We start from the raw sequence: 18,636 nt of genomic DNA, 5'->3' as shown, positions 1-18,636 counted from the left end.
GGGCTTTCCTGTTACTGGACCTGGCGCAGCGGCGCCGGCGAAGGAGAAAGGGTGGCGGCGCGGATCACTTGTTCCACGTGGAACCGGGGCCGGGCACGGACGTCGTGGTACACCCGGCCGAGGTACTCGCCGAGCAGACCGAGGCCGACGAACTGGGCGCCGGTAAAGATGAACAGCACGGCGAACAGCGAGAACACACCGTCGGCCGCCCACTCGGCGCCGTGGGTGACGCGCAGCACCAGCAGCAGCGCGGCGAAGAGGAAACCGAAGATGGCCAGGCCACCGCCGAACAGGCTGAGCATGCGCAGCGGGGTGGTGGTCATGCAGGTCAGCAGGTCGAACATCAGGTTGATCAGCTTGAGGAAGCCGTACTTGGAATCCCCGTGTTCGCGCTCGGCGTGGGCCACCTCGATCTCGGTGGTGTGGCGGGCGAAGCTGTTGGCCAGAATCGGGATGAAGGTACTGCGCTCGTGGCAAGCCAGCATCGACTGCACCACCTGGCGGCGATAGGCGCGCAGCATGCAGCCGTAGTCGCGCATGGCGACGCCGGTGGAACGCTGCACGGCGCGATTGATCAGCCGCGACGGCAGGGTGCGCAGGTAGGAGTCCTGGCGCTGCTGGCGCACGGTGCCGACCACGTCGTAGCCCTGGGCGGCGGTGTGCACCAGGCGCGGGATCTCTTCCGGCGGATTCTGCAGATCGGCGTCCAGGGTGATGATCAGATCGCCGCGGGCCTGCTCGAAGCCGGCGAGGATCGCCGAGTGCTGGCCGTAGTTGCGATTGAGCAGCACCGCCACGACCGGGCTGTCCGGCTCGCTGGCGGCCTGCTGCAGCAGTTCGGCGCTGCGGTCGCGGCTGCCGTCGTCGACCAGGATGATCTCCACCTGGCAATCCAGCAGGCGGCAGGCGGCGCGGGTGCGGCGCAGCAGTTCCGGCAGGCTGGCTTCTTCGTTGTAGACGGGGATCACCACGGATACCCGGTCGATGGCATAGGGCTTCATGCGCCTTTCTCCAGCAGGTCTTCGATGGCGCCGACCACGCGGTCGACGTCGGCGAGGGTCATGTCGGGAAACAGCGGGATGGAGCACAGCCGGGCCGAATTCCATTCGCTGTTGGGCAGCGCCAGCTCCGGCCAGCGCTCGCGGTACCAGGGGTGCAGGTGGGTGGCGGTGAAATGGATGCCAGTGCCGATGCCGCGCGCCTTGAGGCCGGCCATGAAGGCTTCGCGCTCCAGCCCGCAACGCTCGGGGCAGATGCGCAGGATGTAGAGGTGCCAGGCGTGGGTCTGGGCGTAGTCGGGCAGCGCCAGGGGCGCGACCGGCAGCTGGGCCAGGCGCTGGGTGTAGGCCTGGGCCAGCAGCCGGCGACGGCTGTTGATGTCGCCCAGGCGATCCAGCTGCACCAGGGCCAGGGCGGCGTGGATGTCCGAGAGGTTGTACTTGAAGCCGGGTTCCTGCACCTGGGCCTGGGGCTTGCGGCCCAGGGTCTGGCGGTCGAAGGCATCCACCGCCAGGCCGTGGAATTTCAGCCGGCGCACCCGTTCGGCCAGGGTGGCGTCGTCGGTCACCAGCATGCCGCCTTCGGCGCAGGTCAGATTCTTGATGGCGTGAAAGCTGAAGATGGCGGTGCCGCGCTGGCCGATGGGCTCGCCCTGGTAGCGGGTGCCGACGGCGTGGGCGGCGTCTTCGATCAGCGCCACGCCATGCTCGCGGGCCAGGGCGCGCAGCGGGGTCAGGTCGCAGCTGGCGCCGGCGTAGTGCACCGGCACGATGGCCTTGGTGCGCGGGGTGATGGCGGCGGCCACCTGCTCGGCGGAGACCATCAAGGTGTCGCGGTCGACGTCGACGAACACCGGGGTGGCGCCGATCAGGGTGATCATGTTGGCGGTGGAGACCCAGGTCAGCGAGGGGGTGATCACCTCGTCACCGGGGCCGATGTCCAGCGCCAGCAGGGTCACGTGCATGGCGGCGGTGGCCGAGCACAGGGCCACGGCGTGGGCGGCGCCCACCGAATCGGCGAAGCGCTCTTCCAGCAGGTTGGCCTGGGGCCCGGTGGTGATCCAGCCCGAGGTCAGCACCTGGCTCACCGCGGCTACTTCCTCGGCGCCGATGCTGGGCCGGGAGAACGGCAGGAAAGGCTCGTCCAGCTGACGCGGGGCGGTGCTCTGGGACAGATCGGTCATGGCGGCTCATCCGAAGCGAGGGGCGCCGGGACAGGACAGCCGACGCGATGAGCCCAGGCTAAGGCGTCTTGCCTTACGGCCCCCTTAGCGCAACCTGACAACTGCCTGACAGCCGGTCAGCTCACTGACCACCCCCGTGAACCTCTTGGCAAAACAAGGGCTTAGCCCACGACGAATGGGGTGCCGGTGGTCGGTGAGAGGCCTAGAATGCTGACCCCTGCCTCCCTGGCAGTCCCGAACCTGACACGAGAGACGACCGCGCCCATGCTGGACAACACCCTGAGCGAACTGGAAACCGCCATCCGCGACCTGCTGCAGCGCAACCAGCGCCTGACCGCCCGCACCCAGGAACTGGAGCAGGCCCTGCTGGCCGCGCGCGAGGAAAACGACACCCTGCAACTGAGTCTGCTGGAGCAGGAAGAACACGGCGCCAGCACCCGCCAGCGCGTGGAAGGCCTGCTGGCCCTGCTCTCCGCGCAGTCGGTGGAGCAGACCGTAGCCGCCGACGCCGAGCAGCGCCACGCGGCCAGCGTCGAGTGAAGACCGCTAACGCGGGCGCCGACGACGAGGTGGAGGTGCTCGGTCGCCGCTACCGCTTCAAGGTGGCCGAAGGCGACCGCGCCGCCCTGCAACAGGCCGCCGCCCGCCTGCGCGACGAACTGGTCGCCATCCAGGGCGACCGCCGCCGCGGTGATGCCATCGAGCTGCTGGTGCTGGCCGCCCTGCGCCTGAGCCTGGACACCGCCGCCGACGCCGGCGCCCTGAGCGCCCTCGACGCCCGCCTCCAGGCCCTGACCGCCGAGGTACGGGCGACGCAGGAGGCCTAGCCTCATCCAAGAGGCACGCCACCCACGCCGCTCTGCCCCCTCTCCCCTGGGGAGAGGGGTGGGGTGAGGGCGCCGCTCCGCTCGAACCCGACCTGCGCTCGACGCCGCCGTGTTGGGCTTCGACGATGGGGCCGTCTCAACCCAACCTACGAAAGCCACACCGCCCTGCCCCGCTAATCTTGACCACCCCGCTGGCCCATGCGAGCTTCGGTGCCCTTCCCCTGCCCTGGAGGTCCGTCATGTCGGGTATTCGCTGGCTCGCCTTGCCGTTGTTGAGTCTCGCCCTCGGCGCCCAGGCCGCGCCGGCACCGCTGCCGGCCCTGCTGGACGCCATGGCCCAGCGCCTGACGCTGGCCGATCAGGTGGCCCGCAGCAAGCACGACAGCGGCAAGCCGGTGCTGGACGAAACACGCGAACGCCAGGTGCTGCAGGACGTCGCTCAGGCCGCGCCTGGCGCCGCCGTCTCCCCGGCCACCGCCCAGATCTTTTTCGCCGCCCAGATGGAAGCCAACAAGCTGGTGCAATACGGCCTGCTGCAGGCCTGGCGGCGCAACGAACAGCCGCTGCCCGCCAGCACGACGGACCTCACGGCACTCAGGACCCAGCTGAACGAACTCCAGGCCAGGCTGCTCGGCGGTCTCGCCGCCACCGGCGAATTGCGCGCCGCCGCGGACTGCCCGGCGCAGCTGGATCGCGCCCTCGCCGCCCATCTCGCCGCCGCGCGCCCCGATGATCTCCACCGCCTGGCCCTGGTGCGGGCGCTGGGCGATTTCTGCACCCTGCCGCGCTGAGAGCCTGTGCATAATCGGCGGCACGGCGACCGAACCGCGTTGAATCCAAGGACCCTACATGCACATCCTGCTCGTCGAAGATGACGCCACCCTGGCCGACGGTATCCGCCGCGTCCTGGAAGGCCATGGCATGCAGGTCGACCTCCTGCGCACCGGCGCCGAGGCCGACGCCTGGCTGCGCACCACCCGCTTCGCCGTGGTGGTGCTGGACATCGGCCTGCCCGGTGGCCTGGACGGCTTCGAGGTGGTCCGCCGTCTGCGCCAGCGTGGCAGCGATCAGCCGGTGCTGCTGCTCACCGCCCGCGACGCCATCGACGACCGGGTACATGGCTTCGAGGTGGGCGCCGACGACTACCTGGTCAAGCCCTTCGCCGTGCCCGAGCTGGTGGCGCGGATCAAGGCGCTGGTCCGTCGCGCCGGTGGCCAGAACAGCGCCGACCTCACCCTTGGCGCCCTGCGACTGGACACCGCCGCCCACCAGGCGCGCCTTGGCGACACCTCACTGGATCTCTCGGCCCGCGAGTGGGCGGTGCTCGAACACCTGCTGCGCCAGGCCGGCAAGGTGGTCTCCAAGCAGCAGATCATCGACGCCCTGGCCCCCTGGGGCAGCGAGGACCTGACCCACAACGCCGTGGAGGTCTATGTCTCGCGGCTACGGCTGAAACTGGCCGACTCCGGGGTCGGCATCCGTACCGTGCGCGGCTTCGGCTATCGCCTGGAAGAAGCCGCGCCATGACCGCCACCGCGCCCAGCCTGCGCCGGCGGCTGCTCAAGTGGCTGGTGCTGCCGGTGCTCCTGGTGAACCTCGCCGGCGCGGTGGTCAGCTATCAGTTCGCCCGCAAACCGGCGTTCAGCGCCCTGGACGGCGATCTCACCGATGCGGTGATCCTGCTGCTCGAACAACTGGAGGTGGATGGCAACGGCCGCCTGTGGCTGCCGACGGAAGCCGACTACCTGCTGCGCCATAACAGTCATGACCACGTCTGGCTGGCGGTCCGCACCCTCGATGGCCAGCTGCTGTTCGGCGATGAGGCCATGCCCGTCCAGGAGATCACCGACGAGATGCGCGACGGCCATACCACCGCCCTGCGCACCCGCATCAACGACCGCTCGGTGTTCATGGTCGGCCGCCTCGGCACGGTAGCCGGGCGACCGGTGGTGGCCAGCGTGGCCCAGACCCTGAGTCGCCACACCGCCGCCCTGCAGCGCATGGTGCTGACCCTGGTGGCGGTGCAGATCCTGGTCGCCCTGCTCATCGCCGCCCAGTTGCTCTGGGCGGTGCGCCGGGGCCTCAAGCCCCTGGAACGGCTGGAGCGCCAGCTCGACAGCCGCCACTACGATGACCTGGCGCCACTGCGCGAAGAGGGTGCGCCTCGCGAACTGGGCACCTTCGTCACCGCGCTCAACGGCCTGCTGCTGCGCATCCGCGAGGGCGCACGCAACCAGCGCGCCTTTCTCGATGACATGGCGCACCAGTTGCGCACCCCGCTGGCCGGCATCAGCACCCTGACCCAGTGGCTGCGCCAGCGCCATGCCGGCGATGCCGAAAGCGCCGCGGCCCTGGCGCAGCTCCAGGCCGCCACCGAGCGCATGACCCGCCAGACCAACCAGTTGCTGACCCTGGCCCGCGCCGCCACCGCACGCCTGGAAAGTCCGCCACGCGAACCCCTGCGGCTGGACGAGCTGATCGGCGCAGCCATGCCCAGCCAGCTGTCCCAGGCCGATGGCCACGGCATCGACCTGGGCTACGAACTGGAGCCGCAGACCGTGCAGGGCAACGCCTTTCAGCTGCGCGACCTGCTCGACAACCTGGTCGACAACGCCCTCAGATACACCCCACGCGGCGGTCAGGTCACGGTGCGGCTGCGCGGCCAGGCCGGAGCGACGGTACTGGAGGTGGAAGACGACGGTCCGGGCATTCCCGAGGCGGAGCGCGAACGCATCTTCGAGCGCTTCTATCGCCTCGACAGCGGCATCCACGGCACGGGTCTGGGGCTGGCCATCGTCCGCGACATCGCCACCGCCCACGACGCCGGCATCGAACTGGCCACCGCCACCGGCGGCCACGGCCTGCGCGTGGCCATCCATTTCCCGCCCCTGGTCGTGACCCCGGCGGAGGCTTCGTAGGTTGGGCTGAGCCCTGCGAAGCCCAACACGCCCTGGCCAACCCTACGCCTTAGCACCCTCGCCACCCCGGATTCTCCAGCAACACCGCCATCCCCTGCCCGCCACCAATGCACACCGCCGCCACGCCATACCTGAGCCCCTCGGCGCGCAACTGACGCGCCAGGGTGATGGCCAGGCGCAGCCCGGTGGCGGCCAGCGGATGACCCAGGGCGATGGCGCCGCCGTGCACATTGAGGCGCGCCGGATCCAGCTCCAGGGCCTGCTGCACCGCCAGCAGCTGGGCGCCCTGGGCTTCGTTGATCTCCAGGCGGTCGATGGCGTCCAGGGTCAGGCCGGCGCGGTCGAGCAGGCCCTGGATGGCCGGTACCGGCCCGCTGCCCATGACGTCCGGCGGCACCCCGACCACGCAGCTACCCCGCACCCAGGCCAACGCCCGTTCCGACGCGGTGTCCGCGCCCCGCGCCAGCAGCACGGCGGCGGCGCCGTCGGCCACCGCGCAGCTGTTGCCGGCGGTCTGGACGCCGCCCGGATGTACCGGCGTCAGCCGCGCCAGGGCCTCCGGCGACGTCTCGCGCGGATGGCTGTCATGCTCGACCACCGCGAAGCCCCGCGGCAGGCGCAACTCCCGCGGCGCCAGGCCCTCGGCCTCGAAGCGCGCCGCCGCCACCGGCACGATCTCTGCCGCGAACCAGCCCTGGCGCTGGGCCGCCAGGGCGCGCTCGAAACTGCGCAGCGCCCAGGCATCCACAGCCTCGCGAGCAATGCCATGGCGCTGCGCCAGGCGCTCCGCGGTGGCGATCATGTCCAGTCCGACCGCCGGGTCCTTGAGCGCCTCCCAGAGGAAGTCGTGGAATTCCACCGGCGCGCCGAGGCGAAAGCCGCTGCGGTGGCTGTAGGCGGCGATGGGATTGCGGGTCATGGACTCGGCCGCCACGCACAGCACCCGACTGGCCTGGCCGCTCTGCAACTGGTCACCGGCCTGGCGCAGCAGCTCCAGGCCGGTGCCGCAGACCCGTTGCACCTGCAGCGCCGGCACCGCCTCGGACACCCCGGCATAGAGGCCGATATGGCGTGGCAGCAGATAGGCATCGAAGCTGGCCTGGGCCACCGAGCCGGCCAGCACGGAGTCCACCGCCCCGGCCTCATGCCCGCGCGCCAGCAGCGCCCGGGCCACGGCGATACCCAGGTCGGTGGGTGATACCTGCCCCAGAGCGCCATTCAGATCGGTCCAGGGCGTGCGCACACCATCCAGCAGCAGGACATCGTCGTAGAGCGCACTCATTCCGGTAGGCATCGGGTACTCCTCTATTGCAGCAGATAGGCGTCGTAGACCACCGCCTTGCCCAGGCGCATGGCGCTGCCCACGCCTAGGGCGCGGTTGAGCCAGGCATAGGCCGGAGCGGCGGTCTCGAAGGTCAGGGTGACGCGAAAGAAGTAGCGCCGCGGGTCCACCGGCTTGCCGGCGGCCAGCTCGCGCATCACCTCCGGCGGGCCGTAGCGATAGCCCTTGGTCTGCAGATAGATCAGCGCGCCATCGTCGGTCTGCAGCAGATAGCGGGTGTCGATGATGGCCAGGCCATCGGCGGTCACCACCTGCCAGTCGGCGCCGTTGTCGAGGATCCGGCCGTGCAGGCGCTGGCCGTCGAAGCGACCGCCGGTGATGGGGATGATGCGCCGCTTGCCCAGGTCGCTGGTCTGGCCCAGCTCCCACACCGGCGCGTCGAGGGCTACCTCGAAGCGCGCCAGGGGTTCGAGCTGCAGCGGCGGCGGCGTGGCGGTGGCCGGATCGCCGTCCGCCGTGGCCGCGCGGGCCAGGCCGGTCAGCATCAGCAACGTGACCAGCAGCAGGCTACGCATGACCGGGAGCCTCCACGCGGGCGGTAGCCGCCGGCGCCGCCGTCCGCCGTTGCAGCAGGGCCAGCACCGCGCCCGCGGCCACCAGCACCGCCGGGGTGGTGGCCACCACCAGGGTTGCCGCGCCACCGCCCAGGGCCAGGACCTGGCCCGCCAGCAGCGGTCCGGCCATGGCGCCCAGGCGCCCGACTGCCACCGCCGCACCGGTTCCGGTCGCCCGTACCGCCGCCGGATAGAGCTGCGGCGCCAGGGCATAGAGCACCAGTTGGCCGCCGACCACGAACAGCCCGGCGGCGAAACCGGCCAGGGCCACCAGCGGATAGGCCTTGGCCAGACCCAGCCCGGCCAGACCCAGCAGGATGCCCAGGTAGATGGCCAGCACCGTCAGCCGTGGCCGCCAGCGATCCATGAGCAGGCCGAACAGCACCGAGCCGATGCCGCCGCCCAGGTTGAAGAGGATCTGCACCCCCACCGCCTGGCCGCGGCTGAAGCCCTGGCCCACGAGCAGCGACGGCAGCCAGTTGAGCAGCATGTACATCACCGTGAGGGTGAAGAAATAGCCCAGCCACAGCAGCAGGGTGGTCGACAGCGGGATGGCGCCCAGCCAGGCCCCGCGCGGCCCGCTTGCCTGAGGCCCACCGCGCGTGCGCAGAAAGCCGGCGGTCTCCGCCAGGTAGCGTCCGAGCAGGGGCGCCACCAGCAGCGGCGCCAGGCCGCCGACATAGAACACCGTCTGCCAGCGGCCGACGTCCAGCAGCCCCACCACCGCTGCCAGGGCGCCACCCAGGGGCACGCCGCAGTACATCAGGCTGACCGCCGTGGCGCGGGCGCGCTCGTCCACCGACTCGGCGGACAGGGCGATCAGATTGGGCAGGGCGCCGCCCAGGCCGATGCCGGTGAGCAGCCGCGCCAGCAGCAGGCTCTCCAGACTCCAGACATGGGCGGTGGCCACCGAGAAGACCCCGAAGATCAGCACGCAGGCGATCAGCACCTTCTTGCGGCCGATGCGATCGGCGCACCAGCCGCCGATGAAGGCGCCGGGCAGCAGGCCGAGGATGCTGGCGCTGAACACCAGGCCCATCTGCCCCGGCTGGAAGCCGAAGGCCTTGGCCATGGCCGGGGCGGCGATGCCCATGGCCTGGAGGTCCATGCCCTCCAGCAGGGCGACGATAAAGCACAGCAGCAGGGTCAGGCGGGCCCCGGGCGGGGCGGTCGAGAGCAGGCGCATGGTGGGCTCCTCAGAAGCGGAAGGTGGTGGCGGCCATCAGGAAGCTGGTGTCGTCGCCATCGGCCTGGCGCACGGCGGCGCCGGCCTGGAAGTAGCTGTATTCCAGGTCCAGGGTCAGGTTGGCGGTGGGCATCCAGCGCAGGTTGTTGCGCCAGAGGGTGCCGGCCTTGCGCGCCGAGCTGGCCGCGGTGCCCGGCACCGTGGTCATGCCCGGCAGGTAGACGCCGTCTTCGGTGCTCTGCCGCCAGACGCCGAACAGCCCGCTTTCCAGCTGCAGGGTCGGTCGCGGCGCCAGGGTCAGCAGCGGGCCGACCAGATAGAGGTTGGCCAGGGTAGTGAGACCGGAGTCGCCATAGAAACCATTCTTCGGATAGAGCGGATCGAAGGTGCCGACGCGGTCGTCGCCCAGGCCGTGATCGCCACTGGCGGCGTCCACCCGCAGGGCCAGACGCGGCTTCCAGGCGCCGCCCAGGCGATAGCCGGTTTCGCTGCTCAGGCCCCAGGCGCGGATCTGGGCCCCGGCCAGATGCCCGCCCTGCCCGGCCAGGTCCCAGCTCCAGTCCCAGGGACCGGCGTTGCCGAACAGGCGAATGCCGGCGGTGTAGCGCTTTTCCGCGCCGGTCAGACCGTCCAGGGTGCGCTGATCGGTCTCCAGGCGGAAGCCGTAGACATCGAGCTTGAGCGGTCCGGCCAGCGGCAGGGTGCCGTAGAGGCCATAGAACTTGACCGCATTGTTGGAGCCGTCGTCGAAGCTGTCCTCGCCGGTCACCACGGGCCTCAGGCCGAAGGCATCCAGCCGGTAGCCGTCCGGGCGACTCCAGGCCAGGCGCAGACCGTCGAAGTTGAGGCGGATGTTGCGGGCGTCGCGGTAGGTGACGAAGGCCTGGTTGCCGTAGCCCAGCTCCTGGCGGCCGATGCGGGTCATCAGCTTGCCACCGGCCAGCGGCGTGTTGAGGTCGATGAAGGCCTGGTGCAGTTCGGTGCGGCTCTGGTCGTAGGGGCCGTAGAGCGCCTTGTTCCAGGCGCGGGTGTTTTCCAGCTGGATGAAGGCGCGCACGGCGTCGTCGAACAGGTGCAGGTCGGCGTGCAGCTGCAGGCGCTGCTGAATGTAGTGATCGGTATCCACCCCACGCCGGCCAAAGACCGGATTGCGGATGCTGTCGAAGCGATAGCGCGCCTCGCCGCCGGTCTGCAGCCAGGCCGAATCGCCGAGGCGCTGGTAGCGCAGCCCGTCGAAGGCATCGGTGCGCTTGGCCGGATCGTCGAGGAAGCGATAGTCCTCGGCCCAGCGCGGCGGCCCGGGCGGCAGAGGACGCGCCGTCTCCAGGCTGTTGAGGGGCTTGGGTCGGGCACTTTCCAGGGTAGTGGAAGGCGCGGCCAAGGCGCCCTGGCTGGCTAGCAGGGAGGCGAGAGAGGCAAAGGCGAGGCACGAGCGGGCCCGTGCGCAGGCCGGAAGCGAGCGCGAAAGAGACATGAGGTGACCGTCCTGACGAAAGAGGCGGAAGGCGCCGCGAGGCGCGGGGATCAGGGCCTAGCGGGCGCGGATCGGCCGAGCGTCAGGAGGGAAGGCGGTGGGATAGCGAGCTGACATGGCGGGTGTTCCTTTTTTGTTGTTGTCGTCACCGTAAGAGGCCGTGCGGCCCTGGTTCGATGATGGTCGATGCCAAAAATGGATCAAGCCATCCCACCCGAATCTGGCCGATTACCGAACGTTATATTTGTTAACTTTATCTCTGGGAGACGACTGGTCACCTGCGCCTATCAACGTCGCCTGACTCGCGATTTGTAACAATGCCTACCCTAGAGGGGTCCATGAGGAGGCCCGTACGGGTTAAGGTTCCTTCTCTCACGATCGAAAAGGCGAACTCATGAGCTCCAAGACCCCTCTCCTGCTGGCCGGTGCCGCGCTCTTCACCCTGCTGGTGGGTTGCGGCTCGCACGAAACCCAGAGCGGCCCGACGGCGGCCTCCTCGGCCCCGAGCGGTGTCGTCAGCAGCAGTGGCCGTTGCAATTCCGATGCGGTCCAGGATCTGGTCGGCCAGGCCCTCTCCCCGGCTCTGGCCGAAGAAGGCCGGCAGCGCGCCGGTGCCCAGGTCGTCCGCGTGGTCCGTCCGCAGGACCCCATGACCATGGACTTCAACTCCCAGCGGCTGACCATCACCACCAGCGCCAGCCTGGTGGTACAGACCGCCACCTGCGGCTAAGCCCTACCGCCCGCGACCTGCCGGCCACTGCCGCGCAGGTCGACGTCTGCCGCTAGAGGCCGAAGCCCTGGCGCAGGGCCGCCACGCTGTGGAAGTGGAAGTCAGGGCAGTGGCGTTCCAGTTCTTCCCGACTGCCGAAGCCATAGCCCAGGGCCACCGCCGCCACACCTTTGGCCTGGGCGGCGATCAGGTCGTGCTCGCGGTCACCCAGCATCAGGCAGGTCTCCGGCGCCAGGCCTTCGGTTTCCAGCACGAAACGCAGCAGCTCGGTCTTGTCGGTGCGGGTGCCATCCAGCTCGCTGCCATGCAGGGCGGTGAAGAACTCCGTCAGGGCGAAATGTCTGAGGATCTCCACGGCGAACACCCGCGGCTTGGCCGTCACCAGATAGAGCCGCCGCCCGGCCGCCTGCAGCTCGGCCAGCAACTCACGGATGCCCGCATAGACCTCGTTCTCATAGAGGCCGGTGGCGCGAAAATACCCCCGATAGGCTTCCACCGCGCGCCAGGCCCGCGCCTCGTCGAAGCCGTAGTGGGTCCTGAAGCTCTGCAGCAGCGGCGGGCCGATGAAGACCTCCAGCCGGCGCAGATCGGGCTCCTCGATACCCTCGGCGCGCAGCGCCACCTGGATCGCCCGGGTGATGCCCAGGCGCGAATCGGTGAGGGTGCCATCGAGATCGAACAGCAGATGGGGGTGATGCATGGGGTGTCCTAGGCGGCGGAGATACTGGCCAGTATGGCGACCGGGGGCAGAGATCGGTAGGCTCGACTGCTCCACTGGAAATGAGTCTTGTTCGCTGATGCCGCTTTCGTCCCGTTTCGCCCGTCAGAGCGCCTGGCTGGCCCTGCCGCTGCTGCTCGCCCTCGCCGCTCCCGGCCAGGCCCGTCCCATCGATCAGCCCATGGATGCCCAGGTGCTCCAGCAGCCAGGCCACGGCTATGCCTTCAGCGAACTCCAGCTGGATTCCGTCGACGGCGCCCGCCACTACCAGGTATGGATCGCCCGACCCGCCACCCCGGCACCGGCCGCCGGCTATCCGGTGCTCTACCTGCTCGACGGCAACGCCGCCCTGGGCGGCCTGAACGCCGAGTTGCTCGATACCCTGGCCAAACGGCCCCATCCGCCCGTGCTGGTCGCGGTGGGCTATGTGGGCGGCAAGCGCATCGACGGCCCTGGCCGGGCCTACGATTACACGCCGTCGGCGCCTACCAGCGAACGCTTTCGCGAGATGGCCACCGGTGGCGCCGACGTCTTTCTCGCCTGGCTGCTGGACCGCCTGGAACCGGCAGTTGGCCGTCAGGTGCCGCTGGATCCCCGCCAGCGCGCGCTCTGGGGTCACTCCCTGGGCGGGCTGTTCGTCCTCCACGCCCTGCTCACCCGCCCCGACGCCTTCGCCCAGGGCTACGCCGTGAGCCCCTCGCTGTGGTGGAGCCCTACCGTGCTGCCGCAAGATGACGAGCAATTGAAGGCGCGCTTCAAGACCCATCCAGCCCGCCTGGTGCTGCTGCAGGGCGGCGCCGAACGCGAACTGCCTGCGCACTTCCAGAGCGAGGTCCCTGCCGATGCCACCCGGCGCCTGGCCGACCGCCTCGGGCAGATACCCGGCATCCAGGTGCGCTACGAGGTGCTCGCAGGCCTGGGCCACGGACCCATGCTGCCGGCCTCGCTGAAAGCCGTGCTGAGCGAGTGGCGCTAGTCCGCCAGCCAGCGATACATCACCAGGCAATCCACCAGCCCCAGGCTGGCATGGCGATAGGCCCTGGGTAGGGTACCGACGATCTCGAAGCCGTGTTTCTGCCAGAGCCGCACCGCCACCTGGTTACTGGCCACCACCGAGTTGAATTGCATGGCCTGGAAGCCCAGTTCGCGAGCCACCTGCACGGAGTGCTCGCAGAGAGCACCGGCCACGCCCTGGCCACGGGCGGCGGGAGCGACCATGTAGCCGCAATTGCAGACGTGATCGCCCGGGCCCATGGCATTGGCCTTGAGGTAGTAGCTGCCGAGAATCTGGCCATCGCGTTCGGCGACGAAGGTTGCCCGGGGCAATTCCACCCATAGTCGCCAGGCGTCGTCGCGGCTCATGTCCGGGTCGTAGGCGTAGGTCTCCCGGGCCTGGGCGACCTGCTGGATCAGCGGCCAGACCTGGTCGAAATCGGCGGCTACGAAGGAGCGAATCTGCATGGGTGACTCCGGTGGACGAAAGAGTCGCCAGTGTCGCCTAGCCGGCTGCCGCTGCCAAATCATCGCCCTCTTCCAGCAGTCCCTGACCGCCCTGGCGACAGGCCGCCAGCAACTCCTCGGCCAGGCCCTCGTCGTCCAGCGCCACGCCACCGATCAGGGTGGTGGCCAGCTGCAGCGCCCGGGCGCGCCGCTGCGCCGGGGGCCCCGACAGATCCCGTTCCAGCCGGCTGACGAAGCGCGCGAAGAAGTGCATATAGCTGCCACGGATGGCGGCCTCCCGATGGGTGACATCGGCCGCCAGAAAGGCCAGCGGACAGCGCAGCGAATCGCCCTCGGCATGCTCGCGACTCAGGTAATGCTCGACCAGCTGGCCGAGGCCTGAGCCGCCGAGACTGTCGAGCCGGGCGCTGCCGACCTGGGCGGCATGGGCGATGGCCTGGTCATAGACCTCGGTCTTGGTGCGGAAGTGGTGATAGAAAGCGCCGCGGGTGAGACCGGCATCGGCCATCAGGTCATCGAGTCCGACCGCATCGAAGCCCCGGAGGGCGAACAGGCGGGCGGCGCTTTCGAGGATGCGCTGGCGGGTCTGCACGCGCTGATCAAGGGGCCAGGCCATGGTTGCTCCAGATTATGTTCTTGAACATAAGGTCTCCTTTGCCAGCATGCAGCCTTCTTTGCAAGGAGCCTGCAGCATGACGCCCTATCTCTTCGGTCCCGCCTTCAGCACCCTGGTGCGCAGCGTGCGCCTCCATGCTCTGGAGCGCTGCCTGGACCTGCCCTGTGGCCTCGCCCCCGCCGGCCAGGCCATCGCCTGGCGCAGCGAGGCCCACCTGGCGCTACATCCCTTCGGCCAGGTGCCGGTGCTGCTCGATGGCGAGCAACGGATCTTCGAGACCCTCGCCATCTGCCGCCATCTCGATCGTCGGCTCGCGCCGGAGCGCGGCGGCAATCCGGAGCAGGACGCCTGGAGCAGCGCCCTGCTGACCACCGTGGATACCCATCTGGTCCGCCGCTATCTGCTGCGGATCGCCGGGCCACGACCCGAACCCTTCCGCACGCCGGAAGAGCAGCAGCGCGCCCTGGCCGCCGTCGACGCGACCCTGGGCGCGCTCGATCGCCAGCTGGGCGACCGGCGCTTTCTCTGCGGCGCCGAGTTCAGCCTGCCCGACGCCCTGCTGGCGCCCATGCTGGACTACCTGGAGCCCCTGCCGGAACTCCGCTGGCAGGCGAGCTGGCCCCGCCTCGCCGCCTATCTCGACCGCCTGCGCGCGCGACCCTCCGGCCAGGCGATCCTGGTGGCGACCGACTTCAAGCTGCGCTGAGCCCATAGGAGCCACTGGAGCTACCGGTGACCTCTTCCCCCCCAACACACCGCAACGATCCCCTCTCCCCCGGGAGAGGGCCAGGGTGAGGGCGAGGCTCACCCACCCTCCCTCCTCACCTGCTAGCCTTGGAAGCTCCCCTCGCCGCCAAGGACCGCCCCATGACCACCGCTCGTCCCATCGCCCTCGTCACCGGTGCCTCCCAGGGCATCGGCCGCGCCGTCGCCCTCGGCCTGCTCGCGGACGGCTTCCGCGTGGTCCTGGCAGCCCGTCGCGCCGAACCCCTGGAGGCCCTCGCCGAAGAGGCCCGGCAACAGGGCGGCGAAGCCCTGGCGGTACCCTGCGATGTCACCGATGCCGCCAGCGTCGAGGCCCTGTTCGCCCGCATCCGCGACACCTATGGCCGTCTCGACCTGCTGTTCAACAATGCCGGCGTCGGCGCCCCGGCGGTGCCCATCGACGAACTGGAGCTGGACGCCTGGCACCGGGCGGTCAATACCAACCTCACCGGCGTCTTCCTCTGCAGCCGCGCCGCCTTCGCCCTGATGCGCGCGCAGTCGCCGCGTGGCGGGCGCATCATCAATAACGGCTCCATTTCGGCGCACACGCCCAGGCCCTTCAGCGCGCCCTACACCGCCACCAAGCACGCCGTGGCCGGTCTGACCAAGGCCCTGGCTCTGGACGGTCGCGCCTTCGATATCGCCTGCGGCCAGATCGACATCGGCAACGCCGCCACCGAGATGACCGAGCGCATGGCGAGTGGCGTGCTCCAGGCCGACGGCAGCACTGCCGTGGAACCGCGCATGGACGTCAAACACGTCGCCGACGCCGTCCGCTACATGGCCAGCCTGCCACTGGACGCCAACGTTCAGACGCTGACGGTGATGGCGACCAAGATGCCCTATGTGGGTCGGGGCTGAGGGGTTCCACGTGGAACCCGATCAGACAGGGAGCAGGAAATGAATCCAACCGAAGTCGTCTCCTTCTGGCGCGCCGCCGGCCGACGCCAGTGGTTCAACGGCGGCCCTGCCTTCGACGCCGAGTGCCGCACTCGCTTCGAGGCCGCGCATCTGGCCGCCAGCCGCGGGGAACTGGACGGCTGGGCCACCGGCGCCGAAGGCGCCCTGGCCCTGTGCCTGCTGCTCGATCAGATCCCGCGCAATATCTATCGTCATAGCGGCCACGCCTTCGCCACCGACGGCCTGGCCTTGAGGCACGCGCGCCAGGCGATCGACGCCGGTCTGGATCAGCAGGTCGAAGCCGAGTTGCGCGCCTTTTTCTATCTGCCGTTCGAACACTCCGAAGCCCTGGCCGATCAGCAGCGTTCGCTCGCCTTGTTCGAGGCCCTGGGCATCGAGCACTACCGGCGCTATGCCGAGGCCCACTTGGAGGTGATCGCTCGCTTCGGTCGCTTCCCGCACCGCAACCGGGCGCTGGGGCGGCTCAATACGCCGGAGGAACAGGCCTGGCTGGATGCTGGCGGCGGTTTCTAGCCGTTTCTTCTGGCCGCCGAGACAGGCTGCCTCAGCCCCGCCACTCCACTACCAGATCCGCCCGGGCTCTATCGCCGTCGATCAGTCGCGCATTGGGCTCGTCGGTGCTTTCCACCCAGGCCTCAGCGTCCGCGCGGCTGCGGCCGAAATGCATGTGGCGGGCGACCAGCCGCTCGCGACGCTCCGCGGGATCGACGCGCACGTACCAGCACTCGTCGAACACCTCGGCGACATCGCTCCAGGGCGCCTGGGTCAGCAGCAAGTAGTTGCCCTCGCTGATCACCAGCTGGGTCTCGGCGGGGACCGGGATGGCATTGGCGATGGGCTCTTCGATCTCGCGATTGAACAGCGGCGCATAGACGGTCTCCCCGGCCACCGGCGTCTTCAGCCGCTGCAGCAGGGCGCGATAGCCGCGTGCATCGAAGGTGTCCGGCGCGCCCTTGCGTTGCGCGCGATCCAGACGCGCCAGCTCGCGATTGGCCAGGTGATAGCCGTCCATGGGCACCACCACGGCGCGCGCGCCGAGCGCCGCCGCCAGCAACTCGGCCACGGTCGACTTGCCCGCGCCCGGAGTGCCCGCGATGCCCAGCAGGCGACGTCCACCCTGGGCCAGTAGCGCCTCGGCGCGAGCCAGGAGTTCGGCGGGAAGTTGCAGGCCATCGACCGGACGCTGACTGCTCATGCCGGCACCTCCGGCAGTGAACGGATGGAAACGGCAGGCAGGCACGGGAAAACGGTCATGGCGGAGGTTCCGGCAGTGGGGATCGCGGCACGCTAGCACCCACCGCCGCGGTCGTCGACTCGGCGCCGACGCCGCCGGAAAGCCATCACAGTCTGCAGCCATACGAGCGGATCACCGCTGCGCCCCCTCGGCATCCACCCGGCGCTCTCGTACACTCCGCTTCCAATCTGCCGCAAGCCGCTGTGTGCCTTATACAAAGGGATTTGGTCGCCATGAAGAAACCATTACTCACCACCCTCGCCGGTGTGGCCCTGGTCGCCGTCGGCACTGCCGTGGGCGGCGCCTGGTACACCGGCACCCGGCTGGAGGGCGAATTGCGCCAGGTCGCGAGCCAGGCCCAGGTAGCCTTGCAGGCGCAACTGCCCGAGTACCCCTTGCAGCTGCAGCTGGTCGAGCTGCAACGCGGTGTCTTCAGCAGCACCGCCACCTTCAGTCTGACCGTACAGGCCGAGGATCGGCCGCCCGTGGAGGTACTGCGGGTGCTCGACGACATCCAGCACGGTCCCTTCCCCCTGACCCGCCTCAAGTCCCTGCAGCTGGCGCCGGTCATGGCGGTCAACCGCTTTACCCTGGCGCGTACGCCGCTCACGGCCGATCTCTTCACCCTGGCCAAGGGCGCCGAACCCGTGCAGCTCGACGCCACCCTGGGCTACGACCGTGCGGTGGACGGCGGCCTGACCCTGGCCGCCCTGCACTTGGACCAGCCCCAGGGCGCGGTGGCCTTCTCCGGTCTGAACGCCACCTTCCACACTGACATGGAGGCCAGCCGACTGCGTCTGGACAGCACGGTCGGCCAATTCAGCCTCAATGTGCGCACGCCGGATGGCTGGGCCAAGCTGGAGACCGAAGGTTTCGGGCTGACCGGCGACAACCGCCGCAATGCCGATGGCTTCTGGCTGGGCCCGGGTCAGCTGCGCCTGGGGCGCCTGCTGCTGGCCATGCCCGGCAAGCCCGCGGTGGAGCTGCGGGACCTGCAGCTCCAGGGCGACACCCAACAACAGGGCCAGCAGCTGGCGGGGACGCTTAATGCCAGCCTCGGTCGACTCGACATCGCCGGCCAGACCCTGGGCAAGGCGAGTCTGAGCAGTCACTACAGCAATCTCGACAGCCAGGCCCTGGCCCAGCTCAACGCCCTGCTGCAGCACCTGCAGCTGGATACCGAGCAGGGTCTCGATCCCACCACCCAGGCGACCCTGCAGCAGCACCTCGGCGATGTGCTCGCCGCGCGCCCCCAACTGGTAGTGGATGACCTGCGCTTCGATACCCCCGGCGGCAGCAACCACCTGCGCCTGGACCTGACCCTGGCCAAGCCGGCGACCTACGATCTGCCGCCCGAGCAACTCGCGGCCCAACTGCTGGCCGGTCTCGATGCGCGCCTGTCGGTGGCGCGGGGCAGCCTGGTGGATGGCGTCCTGTTCCAGACGGGCGCCCAGCGCACCCAGCCGGCCATGCAGCAGCAGGCCCAGGCCACCGCCGAAGCCCTGGCCGGCATCGGCCTGAACAGCGGCCTGCTCAAGGCCGAAGGCGAGGATCTGGTGGCCACCCTGAGTTATAGCGCCGGGCGGCTGATGCTCAACGGCCAGGAGGTACCGCCGGAACAGCTGCTGGCCCTGCTGAAGCGCCCGCAACCCGCGGCACCTGCCAAACCCCAGGGCAAGGCGCCGCAGCGCTAGTGAATGTTTGGGCT

General features: G+C 69.6%; 21 protein-coding genes. 11 read left to right on the top strand and 10 right to left on the bottom strand.

Annotation, left to right across the window (positions count from 1 at the left end; all coding sequences use genetic code 11):
- Window positions 1–11 precede the first annotated feature (11 nt).
- Both arnC and arnB read right to left on the bottom strand, forming a co-directional pair.
- On the bottom strand, window positions 12–1,001 hold the full coding sequence (gene arnC, locus BMZ43_RS10370) for an undecaprenyl-phosphate 4-deoxy-4-formamido-L-arabinose transferase (protein ID WP_068384540.1): 990 nt from the start codon (window positions 999–1,001) through the stop codon (window positions 12–14).
- On the bottom strand, window positions 998–2,146 hold the full coding sequence (arnB, locus tag BMZ43_RS10365) for a UDP-4-amino-4-deoxy-L-arabinose aminotransferase (protein ID WP_143075256.1): 1,149 nt from the start codon (window positions 2,144–2,146) through the stop codon (window positions 998–1,000). The genes arnC and arnB overlap by 4 nt, the downstream gene beginning before the upstream one ends.
- Window positions 2,147–2,389: 243 nt before the next feature.
- Between arnB and BMZ43_RS10360 the strand changes: the two genes are divergently transcribed.
- The 5 genes from BMZ43_RS10360 (at window position 2,390) to BMZ43_RS10340 (ending at window position 5,927) form a co-directional block, all read left to right on the top strand.
- The gene (locus tag BMZ43_RS10360) at window positions 2,390–2,722 is read left to right on the top strand and encodes a hypothetical protein (RefSeq protein ID WP_256562919.1); all 333 of its coding nucleotides are present in this window, start codon (window positions 2,390–2,392) and stop codon (window positions 2,720–2,722) included.
- Window positions 2,719–3,009, top strand: coding sequence for a cell division protein ZapA (gene zapA / locus BMZ43_RS10355; protein ID WP_017639266.1), 291 nt, complete (start codon window positions 2,719–2,721; stop codon window positions 3,007–3,009). The genes BMZ43_RS10360 and zapA overlap by 4 nt, the downstream gene beginning before the upstream one ends.
- 239 nt (window positions 3,010–3,248) lie before the next feature.
- Window positions 3,249–3,800 (top strand): chorismate mutase, encoded by a 552-nt coding sequence (locus tag BMZ43_RS10350; protein ID WP_093253160.1) that lies wholly within the window; start codon window positions 3,249–3,251, stop codon window positions 3,798–3,800.
- Window positions 3,801–3,858: 58 nt separating this feature from the next.
- Window positions 3,859–4,536 (top strand): response regulator transcription factor, encoded by a 678-nt coding sequence (locus BMZ43_RS10345; protein WP_093253150.1) that lies wholly within the window; start codon window positions 3,859–3,861, stop codon window positions 4,534–4,536.
- Window positions 4,533–5,927, top strand: a complete 1,395-nt coding sequence (locus tag BMZ43_RS10340; protein ID WP_093253147.1) for a sensor histidine kinase — start codon at window positions 4,533–4,535, stop codon at window positions 5,925–5,927. The genes BMZ43_RS10345 and BMZ43_RS10340 overlap by 4 nt, the downstream gene beginning before the upstream one ends.
- A gap of 49 nt (window positions 5,928–5,976) precedes the next feature.
- Here the strand turns inward: BMZ43_RS10340 and BMZ43_RS10335 are convergent, their stop codons facing one another.
- Genes BMZ43_RS10335 through BMZ43_RS10320 form a run of 4 tightly spaced genes read right to left on the bottom strand, consistent with a single transcriptional unit; the run spans window position 5,977 to window position 10,483 of the window.
- Window positions 5,977–7,209, bottom strand: a complete 1,233-nt coding sequence (locus tag BMZ43_RS10335; protein ID WP_093253144.1) for a thiolase family protein — start codon at window positions 7,207–7,209, stop codon at window positions 5,977–5,979.
- A 23-nt stretch (window positions 7,210–7,232) separates the two neighbouring features.
- Entirely contained in the window at window positions 7,233–7,784 is a 552-nt protein-coding gene (locus BMZ43_RS10330) for a DUF3237 domain-containing protein (RefSeq protein WP_093253140.1), read from the bottom strand.
- Complete coding sequence (gene mhpT, locus BMZ43_RS10325) at window positions 7,777–9,009, bottom strand: 3-(3-hydroxy-phenyl)propionate transporter MhpT (RefSeq protein ID WP_093253137.1); 1,233 nt, start codon at window positions 9,007–9,009, stop codon at window positions 7,777–7,779. Before mhpT ends, BMZ43_RS10330 begins: the two co-directional genes overlap by 8 nt.
- Before the next feature lie 10 nt (window positions 9,010–9,019).
- Complete coding sequence (locus tag BMZ43_RS10320) at window positions 9,020–10,483, bottom strand: alginate export family protein (RefSeq protein WP_093253132.1); 1,464 nt, start codon at window positions 10,481–10,483, stop codon at window positions 9,020–9,022.
- A gap of 394 nt (window positions 10,484–10,877) precedes the next feature.
- Here BMZ43_RS10320 and BMZ43_RS10315 point away from each other — a divergent pair, with 394 nt between their 5' ends.
- Complete coding sequence (locus BMZ43_RS10315; protein WP_093253128.1) at window positions 10,878–11,213, top strand: I78 family peptidase inhibitor; 336 nt, start codon at window positions 10,878–10,880, stop codon at window positions 11,211–11,213.
- A 52-nt stretch (window positions 11,214–11,265) separates the two neighbouring features.
- Here BMZ43_RS10315 and BMZ43_RS10310 read toward each other — a convergent pair whose 3' ends face one another.
- Window positions 11,266–11,913 (bottom strand): HAD hydrolase-like protein, encoded by a 648-nt coding sequence (locus BMZ43_RS10310; protein WP_093253122.1) that lies wholly within the window; start codon window positions 11,911–11,913, stop codon window positions 11,266–11,268.
- 97 nt (window positions 11,914–12,010) lie between these two features.
- On the opposite strand from BMZ43_RS10310, the gene BMZ43_RS10305 reads away from it, so the two are divergent.
- The gene (locus tag BMZ43_RS10305) at window positions 12,011–12,907 is read left to right on the top strand and encodes an alpha/beta hydrolase (protein ID WP_093253117.1); all 897 of its coding nucleotides are present in this window, start codon (window positions 12,011–12,013) and stop codon (window positions 12,905–12,907) included.
- On the opposite strand, the gene BMZ43_RS10300 is transcribed toward BMZ43_RS10305, so the two are convergent.
- Together BMZ43_RS10300 and BMZ43_RS10295 are read right to left on the bottom strand one after the other, a co-directional pair.
- A complete protein-coding gene (locus BMZ43_RS10300; RefSeq protein WP_093253114.1) occupies window positions 12,904–13,392 on the bottom strand; it encodes a GNAT family N-acetyltransferase in 489 nt (162 codons plus the stop codon). The genes BMZ43_RS10305 and BMZ43_RS10300 overlap by 4 nt on opposite strands.
- A 37-nt stretch (window positions 13,393–13,429) precedes the next feature.
- Complete coding sequence (locus BMZ43_RS10295; RefSeq protein WP_093253105.1) at window positions 13,430–14,008, bottom strand: TetR/AcrR family transcriptional regulator; 579 nt, start codon at window positions 14,006–14,008, stop codon at window positions 13,430–13,432.
- A gap of 76 nt (window positions 14,009–14,084) precedes the next feature.
- Here BMZ43_RS10295 and BMZ43_RS10290 point away from each other — a divergent pair, with 76 nt between their 5' ends.
- The 3 genes from BMZ43_RS10290 to BMZ43_RS10280 all read left to right on the top strand — a co-directional run bounded on the left by BMZ43_RS10290 (window position 14,085) and on the right by BMZ43_RS10280 (window position 16,207).
- Window positions 14,085–14,714: a glutathione S-transferase gene (locus BMZ43_RS10290; protein ID WP_093253100.1), complete on the top strand. Its 630-nt coding sequence runs from the start codon at window positions 14,085–14,087 to the stop codon at window positions 14,712–14,714.
- Between the two features lie 161 nt (window positions 14,715–14,875).
- Window positions 14,876–15,634 (top strand): SDR family oxidoreductase, encoded by a 759-nt coding sequence (locus BMZ43_RS10285; protein ID WP_068384524.1) that lies wholly within the window; start codon window positions 14,876–14,878, stop codon window positions 15,632–15,634.
- Window positions 15,635–15,673: 39 nt separating this feature from the next.
- Window positions 15,674–16,207: a DUF924 family protein gene (locus tag BMZ43_RS10280; protein WP_017639251.1), complete on the top strand. Its 534-nt coding sequence runs from the start codon at window positions 15,674–15,676 to the stop codon at window positions 16,205–16,207.
- A 31-nt stretch (window positions 16,208–16,238) separates the two neighbouring features.
- On the opposite strand, the gene BMZ43_RS10275 is transcribed toward BMZ43_RS10280, so the two are convergent.
- Window positions 16,239–16,889, bottom strand: a complete 651-nt coding sequence (locus BMZ43_RS10275; RefSeq protein ID WP_064307703.1) for a nucleoside/nucleotide kinase family protein — start codon at window positions 16,887–16,889, stop codon at window positions 16,239–16,241.
- A gap of 272 nt (window positions 16,890–17,161) precedes the next feature.
- Here BMZ43_RS10275 and BMZ43_RS10270 point away from each other — a divergent pair, with 272 nt between their 5' ends.
- Window positions 17,162–18,622 (top strand): YdgA family protein, encoded by a 1,461-nt coding sequence (locus tag BMZ43_RS10270; protein ID WP_093253097.1) that lies wholly within the window; start codon window positions 17,162–17,164, stop codon window positions 18,620–18,622.
- The last annotated feature ends 14 nt before the right edge of the window (window positions 18,623–18,636 follow it).

It is taken from the genome of Pseudomonas sp. Snoq117.2, assembly GCF_900110545.1.
GTDB lineage: Bacteria > Pseudomonadota > Gammaproteobacteria > Pseudomonadales > Pseudomonadaceae > Chryseomonas > Chryseomonas benzopyrenica.
This window is presented reverse-complemented; position numbering and strand designations above follow the sequence as displayed.